The sequence below is a fragment of the Ruegeria sp. CL3 genome (assembly GCF_056536505.1).
The window spans coordinates 190683-203222 of record NZ_JBQFPT010000009.1; the positions used below are offsets into that span (position 1 = coordinate 190683).

The window sequence follows — 12540 nt, forward strand, 5'->3', positions numbered from 1 at the left end:
CGGGCGTGACCTTGCTGCATCCCGTTTCGCGCCGCATAGACAAGACCTAGGCGTCACAGCAGGCAAGCGAGCAGACAGTCATGAGCAACGAGACTTATACAGTCGTCTCAACGATGAAAAACGAAGGCCCCTACATCATCGATTGGGTGGCGCATTACAAAACGCTGGGCTTTGACCACATTCTGGTCTGCACGAATGACTGCACTGATCCCACCGTCGAAATCCTTCTGCGCCTGCAAGAGATGGGGCTGGTCACCCAGCACAACACAATCATTCGCGGCGGCGGCATTCACCGTTCGGCCCTGCGGCAGGCCTCGCGTCGCTACGACATCGTGATGGATGCCAAATGGGTCTTTGTCTGCGATGTGGATGAGTACCTGAATATCCATATGGGCGATGGCTCGGCCCGCGCGCTGGTCGAAGGGTCTGGTGCGGATGCGGATGTAATCTCGGTTCCTTGGCGGGTCTTCGGCCCGGACCATATCGAGCGGTTCGACGACGCGCCCGTCACCCAGCAATTCACCATGGGCGAGCTTGAATGGGACGCAGAGGAACGGCCCAAAACCGGTAAATTCGTCAAGTCTCTCTACACCAACCAGCATAAATTCAAGCGGATGGGCCTGCATGCGCCGGTGTCGCTTGATGAGCATGTCTCGGACACGAAGCGTGTTCTGCCCGGCGGCGCGGACTACGTCGTTGATGGCGCCCGCACCGAGAACCCGCCCCTGTTTACCCACGCGCAGGTCAACCACTACGCGTTGCGTTCGATGGAGAGTTTTCTGATCAAACGCGCGCGCGGGCGGGCGAACCACAGCCACCACGTGCTGGGTATGGAATACTGGGACAGGTTCAACCTCAACGACGAAAAAGACACCTCGATCGAGCGCTACGCCCCCCAAAGCAACAAACTGGCGGAGGAACTGAAATCGGACCCGGTTTTGAGCGCTCTGCACGCGCGGGCGGTCGAATGGCACCGGCGCAAAGCAGCCTCAATGAAGCTGGATCCGGAAATGGATGAGCTGGTAAACGGACTGAAAGCTGCGCTTTAGGCTCTAATGTTGGGTTTCCCCGTCATGATCGACGGTAAAGAACCAATCCTTGTCGGGGTCACGTTCCAGCACGTCATCCGGAATGGATGAAGGACCTTTGAGGAACACATTCGCCCCGAAATGCCGGTGCAGACGCGCAAGCTTTTCCAGGCGCGCGCCTGTCAGTTCGGCGTAGAAAGCGGCGTAGTTCGGCGTGGCTTTCAACTCCGCGATCTTGGCGCGGTGGCGGTCTACGGAATGGACATGCGCGGCGGCGATCTCGGGATCGCTGAGTAGGCGGTCCAGTTCGGCCTGCATTGCAGGCACCATACGCGCGATGGAGTGATCCTCAGCGTAGTTGTTGTTCATGCGGAACCAGTAGGCGAGGCCCTGATCCCGCTCAACGTGGTTCACCCGGCCCCTGTCGCGCTTGACCAAAAAGCTCTCGGCCGAGCGGACGGCGTAGTGGTTTAGCTGCACCAGATCGTAGCCATAGGTGTTGATCGTGGACCGCCAGCCATTGCGAAACATCGAACGCGGCATCGGCGCGCCGGACCCGTTGACCCAGTTGATCTCCTCCCACAATTGCGGATTGAGGCCCTTGGGGCGATGTACACCCAGCTTTCGAAACAGGCCGATGTTGCGGAACAGCGTCTTGAAACCCCAGGCCTGATGCGGCTTGCGGGCATATTCCGGGGCGCAGCGCTGGAATTGTTCGATGACGGGCCTGTCCTCGAACCCGTGCAGATCGCCATTGCCGAATAGACGCCAAGTCATCGCGATCATGTTGGCGTCAGGCACAGCGGCAAACAGAGCGTCCAGAGTGCCGTCGCCGCATTTGATGTTCACGTATTCATCCACATCAATGCAGGCGACCCAAGTGGCATCCTTGACGATCTGCTCATCATCCGCGGAATGCAAGGCCGCGTGCTGCGGGCGCATGCCCATCTGCCGGAACGGGTTGTCGCGATGCTGAACCAGGCCCTTGCTTTGCAGCATCTCCAGCATCGTATCGGTGCCGTCTGTGCAGTCATTGGTGTAGATCAGGAAATCATCAAACCCTATGGCCCGATGATAGGCGAGCCATTCCAGAATGAACGGACCTTCGTTCTTCATCGTGGTCACGATGGCACACCGCCCACGCCCTGTTTCCTTTGAGGTGACCTCCAACTCGGGCATCCGCACCGGTTTGTGCCCCCAGGTCGTGGCGGACAATTGCAACAGCGACTCATGCTCGATCAGAGAGGTCTTGGGCACGATTTTCGAAATCGAGCGTGTCGGGTGCCGCAACAGCATGTGACGGTAGAACCCCATAGTTAGGGTCGAATCCGGGCGGGCATTTCCGACCCGGACCAGCCGCCAGACCGCATCTGGGGCGGATTTGGCTGGCGCGATGCACCAGCGCTGCCGACCGCCCGTCGCATCGAATTGCACGCAGATATGATCGCCGAAATGCGCCTTTTGGCCCGCACGCACGCGCCACGGATAGCAATGCCGTCCGAACAGCGCGATCAGCCCGCCCTCGGCTGCAACGGCTGCGTCGAATACAGATGTATCTGTTTCGACCATAAGGTCATGCACGTCGATGTTTGCCACGGCGCGCGCCTGCGCCAGAAACCGTGTGCGCAAGATTTCATAGACCGAAAACGCGCCAAGCGGGCTGTCCCATGGGTTGGGGGGCGGGACCTCCATCCGGTCCTTGCCCGGAGACTCGCTAACGCAATAGGGATGAGCCTCGGGCGGAAGGTCGGGTTTGCCCAGCGGCACCGGACTTTGGACCAGAACCACCTGACAGGGCAAGGCATGGCTTTCCAGACCCTCGCGAAGCGCGGCGGTAAACCCATCCTCAGCACCCAGAGGGGCACGATCGAGGATCACTACGGCCTCAAGCCCCTGCGTTTCAATGTGGTACGCCAACCACTGCAACACGATCTCGGCGCTTTCGCCGTTGCGTTGGGCGATGAAGGCGTTCTGCCCCTCGAACAGCGCGCATTCCGAGGGCGCACAGTTCAGATCAAAGGCCTCCCCGCAGATCGTAAATCGAGGGTGGGCGTCCTGCGGCAAGCGATAGCGCAGAATGCGCGCGTCGCCCACGGCGCCTACCTCCTCAGCTAAGCTGCCCTCAGGGGGGATGATTTCCTCAGCCGCAATCAAACGATCAAAGAACAACGTGACGGCCTGCGCGCCATCGTCCTGATGCACGACCGCATCGAGCAGGATCGCGACACCCAAATCCTGACCTGCAAGCTGCCGTTCGATCAGTCCCATCATTCAGCCGCCTTCGACAAAAGCGAGACCTGCCTAGCCACAAACGCAGCCCCCTCTTGCGCAGAGGGCGGGATGCTGTTGACCAGCCCAAGACGGAACTCCAGCCGCACGGCCTCGATGTCTTGCTGCAAGGCCACATAGGCGGCGCGGTGCCAGTTCAAGCAGGCCTCATGCGCGGCGGCCACACCGGGCAGGCCCATCAGGTCCGCATAAACATCGCGGGTCGCATTGATCATTGCGGCAATGCTTGTCTCTTCGACCGTATTCCAATTGCGCTCGGCCCAATAGGTCATCCCGATCTCGCGGTCCATGTGGTTCGGCAAACCGCGGGCGCGTTTGACAATGAACTCTTCGCGCGAGCGCAGGGCATAGTGGTTCAACCAAACCTGACGCGCCCCCATCGGCAGACCATAGAGCGAAATCACACCGTCATTCCCCGCGAAACCTGCCGGCAGGTCCGCTCCATCCGGGCCGATCCAGCGCGCGGGTTTTGACGGTTTGCTGCGGGGCCGATGTACCCCCAGCTTCTGAAACGCTTCCGGGCGGTGGAGCGTCTTGAACAGGTGGCCGAGGGGAAAATGCAGATCCTCGGGTGCGGCTTGCGTGAACCTCTCGGGCGTCAAACCGCTGCCACGCTTCACCTGGCCGCCCGCGCCAAAGAACCGCCACGGCAGGGCAAGAGCGTCGAAAGACCCTGATGCTGCCTCGATCCGGGTCAACAAATCCGGCAGAGTGGCATCCCGCAGACACAAGAATTCATCACAATCGAAAAACAGCGCCCAGTCGGCCGAAGCGTAAGCCGGGTGATCCGAGGCGTGTTTCAACGCCTGCCACTGCACGGCCTTGTTGCCCTTGGGGTTGAAGGGAAGATGCTCAATCCGCGCATCCTGGGCCAGCGCCTGCAACAACGCATCCGACCCATCCGAGCAATCGTGGCTTAGAACCAGAAACCGGTCGACCCCTGCCGCAAGGTGATGGGCCAGCCACTCCACCAGAAATGGCCCGTCATCCTTCTGACATGTGATGCCCAATAGGGTCATGCATGACCTCTGACTGCTCTTGGTGTTTTCATTCACTTATAGGCAGATCGGAACAGGAAAGCCACGTGGTTGATCAGGGAAGGGAGCCCTTGGGTAGCGCCAAAAAACAACGCCCCGCGTCTGGAGGAACGCGGGGCGGGTGTTGCGGCAGTCAGGGAGGAGGAGACCGCCGCAAGAACTTAAGGCGCGTTAGTTCACGGCCTTGGCATCAACCACATCTTTTTCGATGGCCTTGCCCGAGGAAATCTGAATCCGGCGCGGTTTCAACGCTTCGGGCACTTCGCGCTTGAGGTCAATGTTCAGCATGCCGTTCTCATGGCTGGCACCTGTCACGCGGACATGGTCGGCCAGAGCAAAGCGGCGCTCAAACGCACGGGTGGCGATCCCGCGGTGCAGATAGCTGCGGTCCTTGTCCTCGGCGGCTTTCTTGCCAGCCACGATCAGTGCGTTTTCCTTCACTTCGACGGACAGGTCTTCTTCGGAAAAACCGGCGACAGCGACGGAAATCCGATAGGTGTCGGCGTCGGTTTTTTCGATGTTGTATGGGGGATAGCTGGGCTGTGCCACGTCGTTGGTCAGAACGCGGTCCATCATGTCGGCGATCTGGTCGAAACCAATGGTGGCGCGGTGCAGCGGTGCAAAATCAAAACTACGCATGTGTCGTTATCCTCATCCTTGAGCGATTTACGATGTTCAGCCCTCCGATCTGGACGGGCGTTGGGTTATACCGGACCCCGTTGTGGCGATCCGATACAAATCACATGGGTAACGATTTGCGTAAGTTCAACCCCCGCCCGAGCTGATGAATTTCGCGCCTGACTCGGACTTGCCAGAACCCACCTGCAATCTGCGGATCTTAGCTTCGGGCCGGGGCGCATCGCGCCGCATGATCGCCTTGAGTTCGGAGACGACCGGAGACAGCTCCATCCCGAAGCCGATCTTGCGGCCCCCACTCTCGCCAATAGCGGAGACAACCGACAAAATCTGCCAGCGCGACCCGTTTTTGGTCAGAACGGCCGACCCCGATGAGCCAAAAGTGACGTCGCAATCAAAGGTGATCAGCCCGTCTCGCCGATCCAGGATTCGACAGGATTTTTCGCGCGTTATGGCCTCGGACCGGCCTCGCCCGTAAGAGGCGATACTGAGTTCCGAGCCGATGACGGGCCCCTGATACAAGACAAACGGGTCGGCAATTGAATAGGGGATCGGCTCATCCAGCCTCATAAGCGCCACATCCTCGCGGACGCCTTGAGACGACAGAGGGTCATTGGTCCCATAACTTGGAAGCGTAGCAATCTGCACCACCTTGCGCTCGGCTAGGGCGACGCCATTGCTCAGTCCAGCGCGGAATGTCACCTCACCAGGCTCATAGGCCTGTCCGGTGCGTTTGTCCAAGGCACAATGGGCGGCTGTCAGCACCATGTCCTGCGCAATCAGCGTTCCCGTACAGAAAGATCGTTTGCCCACATCCAGTCGGCCGATCGCCTCCCACCCATAGAGGTCATCGCGATCGGTTAGCGTGCGTTTGTTGCTTTGGGCCTGCGCAGCCGTGGCCACAATAGAGGCGCAAAGTAACAAACAGGCAAAGGCGCGCATCATGGCCGGATAAACCTTGCCCCGACATTCTTGCCAGACCCGGTGCTGCCCGAAGACAGGCCAAACCCATTGCCATTGGAAAGTTCCGCCTGCAGCAGCTGTAGCGATCCATCCAGCGCGGTACCCAGCGACACGTTTTCCCCGTTAAGCTCGGCTTTGGCCGACACCACAGATACGATACGCGGACGCTCACCGCTCAGCGAGAAAATCGGCGCGCCAGAGGCCCCGAAATCGACATCGCAGGACATTACCAAAACGCCCCGATGCCCGGCCATGACCGAGCAAACCTGCTGCAGCGACGGGGCCTCGGCCCGGTCATGCGCGTAAGACACCACACCCACCTGCTCGCCTTGGTCGGGGCGCGCGCCGGTCTCAAAAGGAATAACGGTGGTGTTTCGAACCGGCTGCCAGAGCTCAATCAACGCCAGATCATAGCGGACACGGTCGCTGGTGGCCCTGCCATTGTATACATATTTCGGATGAATCACGGCCTGACGCGCCGGACGATAGGCCGAAGCGCTCCCACGTCGCCAACCCGCCAGAAACTCGATCCGCGACGGGTCGATTCGCTTCTTGGTGTGCTTTTCGAACAGGCAATGCGCGGCGGTCAGCACCAGCGTGGGCGAGATCAGCGCGCCGGTGCAAAACCCGGTGCCATCAATATCCAGCCGCCCCACGGCCATCCATTGCCGCCCGGAATCCGACGTCTCGAGGCTTTTCAGCCCGGTATCTTGCGCCGAGGCGGCCATTGGCAGCACACTCAGCACGATGGCCTTGATCCAGTTGCGCACGCGGTTCTCCGGCTATCCGTTCCGGTCAACTGTTCTACGGGTCGCGTGGGGCGAAAATAGGGCAGGTCGGGTCGACAGGATTTTCCTGTTCAACTGATGCCAAGTCGCATCATGCCCGCCTAGCGCAAAATAGGCACCTCGGAGTTCGCTCCACCCGCCTGCAAACCGCGCGGTTTGGGACCTCCGGTGGCCCAATCCAGAAGCTCGACCGTATGGACGATCGGCAGCTCGGTTCCCGATCCGATCTGCATCATGCAGCCGATATTTCCGGCAGCTATCAGGTCGGGCTTTTTCGCCTCAAGCGTTCGCACCTTGCGCTGCTTCAGCTGGCCCGAGATCTCGGGCTGCATCAGATTATACGTTCCGGCACTTCCGCAGCACAGATGGCTGTCAGCGGGTTCAACAACCTTGAAGCCAGCGCTTTTCAGCAGCTCCTTCGGGTAGGTCTTGATCTGCTGCCCATGCTGCAAGGAACACGCGGCGTGATAGGCCACGGTCAGCCCCTGATCCGACTGCTCGGGCAGATCCAGTTGCATCAGCACCTCGCTGATATCCATCGCAAGGGCCGACACCCGCGCCGCATCCTGCGCCAGAGGGTCATTTCGGAACATATGCCCATAGTCCTTGACCGTCGTCCCACAGCCCGAGGTGTTAATGACGATGGCGTCGAGCCCGTCTCCATCCATCTCACGCACCCAAGCGCGAATATTGGCCGCCGCTGCTGCGTGGCTCTGCTTGCTTTTGCCCATGTGATGGGTCAGTGCACCACAGCATCCGGCCCCTTCGGCCACCACCACCTCGCACCCCAAACGGGTCAGCAGACGGATCGTGGCGTCGTTGATATCGGTGTTCAGAGCCTTTTGCGCACAGCCTGTCATCAAAGCCACACGCTTTTTGCGCGGCGTTTTGGGCGCAAAGCTCTGGGGGTCGTCGTTGCGACTGACCGGAGGGATATGTTGCGGCGCCATATCCAGCATCGCCCGCAAGCGCGCATCCGGCATCAGAAACCGGAACGGACGGCCCAGCTTGGCCCCGATCAAGGCCCAGCGAAATCGCATCGGATAGGGCAAGATCTGCGCCAGAACCCAGCGCAGCACACGATCGGACAATGGGCGCTTGTAGTTGTTCTCGATATACTCGCGCGCGTGATCGACCAGATGCATGTAATGCACGCCTGACGGGCAGGTCGTCATGCAAGCCAAACAGGACAGGCACCGGTCGATATGTTTGACCGTCTTCTCGTCCGGTACACGCTCATTCTCAAGCATATCCTTGATCAGGTAGATACGGCCGCGAGGGCTGTCCAACTCATCGCCCAGCACCTGATAAGTGGGGCATGTGGCGGTGCAAAACCCGCAATGGACGCAACTGCGCAGGATCTCGTTTGCGCGCTGGATGCCTGGGTCATGCAACTGTTCTTCGGTGAAAGTCGTCTGCATCGGCCTACCCCATCAATCCCGGATTAAACAGAGCCTGTGGATCGAACCGCTGCCGCAAACCTTGGCTCAGGGCTGCAACCGGTGTGGGCTCAGGTTGGAACCGGCCTAGCGCCTCAACGGTCTCGGATTTCGCCCGCACGATCGAGGCATGGCCCTGAAAACCGCCAAGCCGCGCACGGACATCGGTGCCCTCATCCACCAACGCCCAGATCAAACCGCCGCCCCAATCGAGCAGGAGTTTGTTCGCCTCAAGCCGCGCAGTGATTTCCGGCGCATCGCTGGGTTTGACCGAGATCCGCCAGACATCGCCCTCTTTCCCCGCGAACGGGGTCACGTCCCGGATCGCGCACCAAGTGGCATCTGAATCCTCAACAACGGCGACGTCTCCAAACCCCGACAGCACGTCCTGCAATCGTTCGACACGATACGCAACCGAATCCGCAAACCCCTCAATCCGCAGCAAGGCCTGACCCGTTTCAGGGGCAAACGCAGCCCCGCTCACTTCATAAGGCGACCTCAATGCGGCAGACAGAACCTCAACCGCGCCCGAGGCATGGGCAACTGGCACGCCCAGGGTCACGACCGCCTCGGGTTTCGGCAACACTTTCAACGACACTTCGGTCAGCACCCCCAGCGTCCCCCAGGAGCCCGCCATCAGCTTGACCAGGTCATAGCCGGTGACATTCTTCATCACCCGCCCGCCATTCTTGACGACCTGCCCTAGCCCGTCGACATAGCGCACGCCCAGCAGAAAATCCCGACACGCGCCGGCCTGCACCCGCCGTGGCCCTGAGATATTGGCGGCGATAACTCCGCCAATCGTCGGCTCACCCGAGGTGCCGAGCAGCGCGCGGTAATCCGCAGGCTCGAACGCCAGTTGCTGACCTTCGGCCTCCAGCGCGGCGTCAATCTCAGCCACCGGGGTTCCTGCCTGCGCAACCAAAGTCAGCGCGCCGGGTTCATAGAGCGATATCCCACGCAACCCATCCACATTCAAAACCGCCCCCGGGCCATCCACCCCGCGCGTCCCGCCACCTGCAATACGCACCGGCCCGTGCAACCCGGCCACGATCTCGGCCAGTTCCATCTCTGTCTCAGGTCTCATGACACTTCTTCTGTTCCAAAATACCTCGGGGGAGTCGCGCCTGCGCGACGGGGGCAGAGCCCCCTATTCCGCAGCCATCCGTCGCGCCTGTGACACGTCCAACGGGAACACCTTGGCCGGGTTCAACAGCCACTGCGGGTCGAACACATCCTTCACCGCCATCTGCGCCTCAAGATCGGCCGCGCTATATTGATGCGACATCAGATCCCGTTTCTCGATGCCCACCCCGTGCTCTCCGGTCAGGCAGCCGCCCACATCCACGCAGAGCTTCAGGATATCGGCACCAAATGCCTCACATTTCTCCAGATCACCGGGCTTATTGGCATCGAACAGGATCAACGGGTGCATATTGCCGTCGCCTGCGTGGAAAACATTGCCGACGGGCAGGCCGTAATCCTCGCTCAACTCCCCGATGCGACGCAGAACCTGTGGCAGCGCCGAGACGGGGATCGTGCCGTCCAGACACATATAGTCGTTCATCTGTCCCATCGCGCCAAAGGCCGATTTCCGACCCAGCCAAATCTTGGCGCTTTCTTCCGCCGACTGACTTTCGCGCAGTTCCACCGGGTTGTGGCGTTTGGCGATCTCGACGATCTTCGACAGCTGGTAGTCGATCTCGGCATCCGAGCCTTCGACCTCGACAATCAGCAGCGCGTGGCAGTCAGGATAGCCAGCATGGGCGAAGTTCTCACACGCCTTGATGCAGAGCGTATCCATGAACTCAATCGCGACCGGCAAGATACCCGACTTGATGATGTCCGATACGCACTGACCGGCGACCTCATTGTCATCGAACCCCATCAGAACAGGCCGCGCGCCTTCTGGTTTGCGCAGGATGCGCAGCGTCGCCTCGGTCACGACGCCAAGCTGCCCTTCCGAGCCACAGATGACCCCCAACAGGTCCAGCCCGCCGGAATCCAGATGCGCGCCGCCGATCTCGACCACGCTGCCATCCATCATCACCATGGTCACACCCAATAGGTTGTTGGTGGTCACGCCGTATTTCAGACAGTGCGCCCCGCCCGAGTTCATCGCGATGTTCCCCGCAATTGCGCAAGCCAACTGGGAGGATGGGTCGGGGGCGTAGAAGAAATCCTCCTCCTCAACCGCGCCAGTCACGCTGAGATTGGTGCGGCCGGTCTGTACGCGGATGAAGCGGTTATCATAGTCGGTCTCCAGCACGTCATTCATACGCGCCACGCCAAGGATCACACAATCCGCCGTCGGCAGCGCCCCGCCCGCCAACGAAGTCCCCGAGCCGCGCGGGACCACCGGCACGCTCTCGTCATGGCAAATGCGGAGCACGTCCGAGACCTCTTGCGTGGTCGAAGGCAGCACCGCCAGCATGGGCGGGCAACGATACGCGGTCAGCGCGTCACACTCATAGGCCCGAGTCTCTGACGGGTCGTAAATCACCGCATCCTCAGGCAAAACCTGCAGCAATCGCGCCAGAACGGCCTGCTTTCGCGCAAGCACTTCAGGATTTGGCTGGGGCATTTCCATGGCTGATCCTCCGATTTGGTAAAATAATATTACCAATTTCTCCGTCTGGCAAGTTTTATGATCTGACCCTACTGTCGCGCCATGACCTGGATTGATCGCGCGCTTATGTTTTCGACGCTGGACTATGCGGCCGTTTTGCTTTTGCTGGCGGCCTGGCAAGGGATCGGCTGGAAGATCGAACACCCATCACCGGGCAAGCTTTCGGTTGCGATGATGATGGATGATTTCCGCCGTGGCTGGATGCACGAGATGGTCACCCGCCAGCCCCGCATGTTCGACGCGCAGGTTGTTGCGGCCATGCGACAAGGCAGCACCTTCTTTGCCTCAACCACGATGATCGCCATTGGCGGCGGGCTGGCCTTGTTGGGCAATACCGAGCAACTGGCGGGCGTTGCCAGCGATCTGGCCATCGGCAGCGCCCCTGCATTGGTGTGGGAGATCAAGATCCTCGTCGTGATCCTGTTTCTGGCAAACGCATTTCTGAAATATGTCTGGGCGCACCGCTTGTTCGGCTACTGTGCCGTCCTTATGGCCGCCGTGCCGAATGATCCCGATGACCCGGAAGCCTACCCGCGCGCCGCGCAGGCTGCCGAGATTTGTGTGACCGCCGCCCGCAGCTTTAACCGTGCGCTCAGGGCCACCTACTTCGCGCTTGCCTCGCTAGCGTGGTTTCTTGGACCCATCGCGTTGTTCATCGGCACTGTGATCACCTTTGGCGTCCTCTACCGGCGTGAGTTCGCATCACATTCGCGAACGGTGCTTCTGACCTTGCCCCCTGACACCAAGACGTGATCCCTATTTCGCAACCAATTCCTTAGGATCTGACCATGCGCTACCTGATTCTGACCGCTTTCCTTGCCACACCCGTTCTTGCCGATCCGCCGACTATCGAGAGTGTCTCGGCCAGCCGCAGCGGGGATTCGTGGCGTTTTGATGTGACGATCCGGCATCCGGATACCGGATGGGATGACTACGCCGATGGCTGGCGTGTTCTGGACATGGACGGGGCCGAACTTGGCATGCGCGTGTTGCATCATCCGCACGTGGACGAACAGCCCTTCACCCGCTCGCTGAGCGGCGTCTCGATTCCCGAAGGCACCACGCAGGTGCAGATTCAAGCCCGCGACAACGTCGGTGGTTGGAGCGAAGACACCACGATCATCGACCTGAACTAAGGATCATATCGTTTCGGGTTAAACCTGAGACACGAATACCCTGCCACGCTTTCAGCGTTCTCGGGACATTCGTGTTACGTGATGTTTCAGGTAAAACCCGAAACGCTTTAGAACACCCCGAGGCTCAGCCCCGCCGCCATGGCCGCGCCGATCTCGCGGCAGTGCTCAAGCTTGTCGTCGGGGATTGTCTTCTCAGCCAGTATCGCCTCGGGCGATTGGGCATGGGTGCAAATGATCAAAGGCGGCTGCACCTCTTTCAACCGCCAGCCGGTGGCGATGCGGGCGGTTTGACGGGCCGCGTTCTCTCCGTCCGACCCGGCACAGATCATCTGGGCGTAGGGGCGGCCCTCGATCCGGCCCAGAACAGGATAGTAGCTTCGATCGAAGAACTCTTTCATCAGACCCGAAATCGCGGCGAGGTTTTCGGGGGCGCAGAAAATGTAGCCGTCAGCGGCCAGCAGGTCTTCGGGCCCAGCCTGATCTGCGGTTTTCAGGACGATATCTGCCTCATCCCTGCCCGCCTCGGCCGCCGCTTCGGCCATTTGCCGAGCGCCGCCGGTGCGCGAATGGTAGACAATCAGAAGCTGCGCCATGT

12 protein-coding genes are annotated in these 12540 nt (G+C 60.3%); 3 read left to right on the forward strand and 9 right to left on the reverse strand.

Annotation, left to right across the window (positions count from 1 at the left end):
• The first annotated feature begins 80 nt into the window (after positions 1 to 80).
• Positions 81 to 1049, forward strand: a complete 969-nt coding sequence (locus ACR0NO_RS15145; protein WP_419739107.1) for a glycosyltransferase family 2 protein — start codon at positions 81 to 83, stop codon at positions 1047 to 1049.
• Positions 1050 to 1052: 3 nt separating this feature from the next.
• On the opposite strand, the gene ACR0NO_RS15150 is transcribed toward ACR0NO_RS15145, so the two are convergent.
• The 8 genes from ACR0NO_RS15150 to ACR0NO_RS15185 all read right to left on the reverse strand — a co-directional run bounded on the left by ACR0NO_RS15150 (position 1053) and on the right by ACR0NO_RS15185 (position 10770).
• Positions 1053 to 3299: a glycosyltransferase family 2 protein gene (locus ACR0NO_RS15150; protein ID WP_480724545.1), complete on the reverse strand. Its 2247-nt coding sequence runs from the start codon at positions 3297 to 3299 to the stop codon at positions 1053 to 1055.
• Positions 3296 to 4336 carry a glycosyltransferase family 2 protein gene (locus tag ACR0NO_RS15155; protein WP_480724546.1) on the reverse strand — a complete coding sequence of 347 codons (1041 nt, stop codon included), beginning with the start codon at positions 4334 to 4336 and terminating at the stop codon, positions 3296 to 3298. The genes ACR0NO_RS15150 and ACR0NO_RS15155 overlap by 4 nt, the downstream gene beginning before the upstream one ends.
• Before the next feature lie 189 nt (positions 4337 to 4525).
• The gene (locus ACR0NO_RS15160; RefSeq protein ID WP_170484927.1) at positions 4526 to 4993 is read right to left on the reverse strand and encodes an Hsp20 family protein; all 468 of its coding nucleotides are present in this window, start codon (positions 4991 to 4993) and stop codon (positions 4526 to 4528) included.
• A 126-nt stretch (positions 4994 to 5119) separates the two neighbouring features.
• On the reverse strand, positions 5120 to 5932 hold the full coding sequence (locus tag ACR0NO_RS15165) for a trypsin-like serine peptidase (protein WP_480724547.1): 813 nt from the start codon (positions 5930 to 5932) through the stop codon (positions 5120 to 5122).
• On the reverse strand, positions 5932 to 6723 hold the full coding sequence (locus ACR0NO_RS15170; RefSeq protein ID WP_480526893.1) for a trypsin-like serine peptidase: 792 nt from the start codon (positions 6721 to 6723) through the stop codon (positions 5932 to 5934). The genes ACR0NO_RS15165 and ACR0NO_RS15170 overlap by 1 nt, the downstream gene beginning before the upstream one ends.
• 119 nt (positions 6724 to 6842) lie before the next feature.
• Positions 6843 to 8162 carry a glycolate oxidase subunit GlcF gene (gene glcF / locus ACR0NO_RS15175; protein ID WP_480724548.1) on the reverse strand — a complete coding sequence of 440 codons (1320 nt, stop codon included), beginning with the start codon at positions 8160 to 8162 and terminating at the stop codon, positions 6843 to 6845.
• Positions 8163 to 8166: 4 nt separating this feature from the next.
• Positions 8167 to 9267 (reverse strand): FAD-binding protein, encoded by a 1101-nt coding sequence (locus ACR0NO_RS15180; protein ID WP_480724549.1) that lies wholly within the window; start codon positions 9265 to 9267, stop codon positions 8167 to 8169.
• A gap of 63 nt (positions 9268 to 9330) precedes the next feature.
• A complete protein-coding gene (locus ACR0NO_RS15185; RefSeq protein WP_480724550.1) occupies positions 9331 to 10770 on the reverse strand; it encodes an FAD-linked oxidase C-terminal domain-containing protein in 1440 nt (479 codons plus the stop codon).
• 81 nt (positions 10771 to 10851) lie between these two features.
• Here ACR0NO_RS15185 and ACR0NO_RS15190 point away from each other — a divergent pair, with 81 nt between their 5' ends.
• Together ACR0NO_RS15190 and ACR0NO_RS15195 are read left to right on the forward strand one after the other, a co-directional pair.
• The gene (locus tag ACR0NO_RS15190) at positions 10852 to 11562 is read left to right on the forward strand and encodes a DUF599 domain-containing protein (RefSeq protein WP_480724551.1); all 711 of its coding nucleotides are present in this window, start codon (positions 10852 to 10854) and stop codon (positions 11560 to 11562) included.
• 35 nt (positions 11563 to 11597) lie between these two features.
• Positions 11598 to 11945 carry a hypothetical protein gene (locus tag ACR0NO_RS15195; protein ID WP_419739088.1) on the forward strand — a complete coding sequence of 116 codons (348 nt, stop codon included), beginning with the start codon at positions 11598 to 11600 and terminating at the stop codon, positions 11943 to 11945.
• A 107-nt stretch (positions 11946 to 12052) separates the two neighbouring features.
• On the opposite strand, the gene ACR0NO_RS15200 is transcribed toward ACR0NO_RS15195, so the two are convergent.
• Positions 12053 to 12538, reverse strand: a complete 486-nt coding sequence (locus ACR0NO_RS15200; RefSeq protein WP_480724552.1) for a flavodoxin family protein — start codon at positions 12536 to 12538, stop codon at positions 12053 to 12055.
• Between the last annotated feature and the right edge of the window lie 2 nt (positions 12539 to 12540).

Excerpts from the sequence above, each read along its gene's own strand:
- ACR0NO_RS15145 (WP_419739107.1), top strand. The coding sequence starts at position 81 with ATGAGCAACGAGACTTATACAGTCGTCTCAACGATGAAAAACGAAGGC.
- ACR0NO_RS15150 (WP_480724545.1), bottom strand. The coding sequence starts at position 3,299 with ATGATGGGACTGATCGAACGGCAGCTTGCAGGTCAGGATTTGGGTGTC.
- ACR0NO_RS15155 (WP_480724546.1), bottom strand. The coding sequence starts at position 4,336 with ATGACCCTATTGGGCATCACATGTCAGAAGGATGACGGGCCATTTCTG.
- ACR0NO_RS15160 (WP_170484927.1), bottom strand. The coding sequence starts at position 4,993 with ATGCGTAGTTTTGATTTTGCACCGCTGCACCGCGCCACCATTGGTTTC.
- ACR0NO_RS15165 (WP_480724547.1), bottom strand. The coding sequence starts at position 5,932 with ATGCGCGCCTTTGCCTGTTTGTTACTTTGCGCCTCTATTGTGGCCACG.
- glcF (WP_480724548.1), bottom strand. The coding sequence starts at position 8,162 with ATGCAGACGACTTTCACCGAAGAACAGTTGCATGACCCAGGCATCCAG.
- ACR0NO_RS15180 (WP_480724549.1), bottom strand. The coding sequence starts at position 9,267 with ATGAGACCTGAGACAGAGATGGAACTGGCCGAGATCGTGGCCGGGTTG.
- ACR0NO_RS15185 (WP_480724550.1), bottom strand. The coding sequence starts at position 10,770 with ATGGAAATGCCCCAGCCAAATCCTGAAGTGCTTGCGCGAAAGCAGGCC.
- ACR0NO_RS15190 (WP_480724551.1), top strand. The coding sequence starts at position 10,852 with ATGACCTGGATTGATCGCGCGCTTATGTTTTCGACGCTGGACTATGCG.
- ACR0NO_RS15195 (WP_419739088.1), top strand. The coding sequence starts at position 11,598 with ATGCGCTACCTGATTCTGACCGCTTTCCTTGCCACACCCGTTCTTGCC.
- ACR0NO_RS15200 (WP_480724552.1), bottom strand. The coding sequence starts at position 12,538 with ATGGCGCAGCTTCTGATTGTCTACCATTCGCGCACCGGCGGCGCTCGG.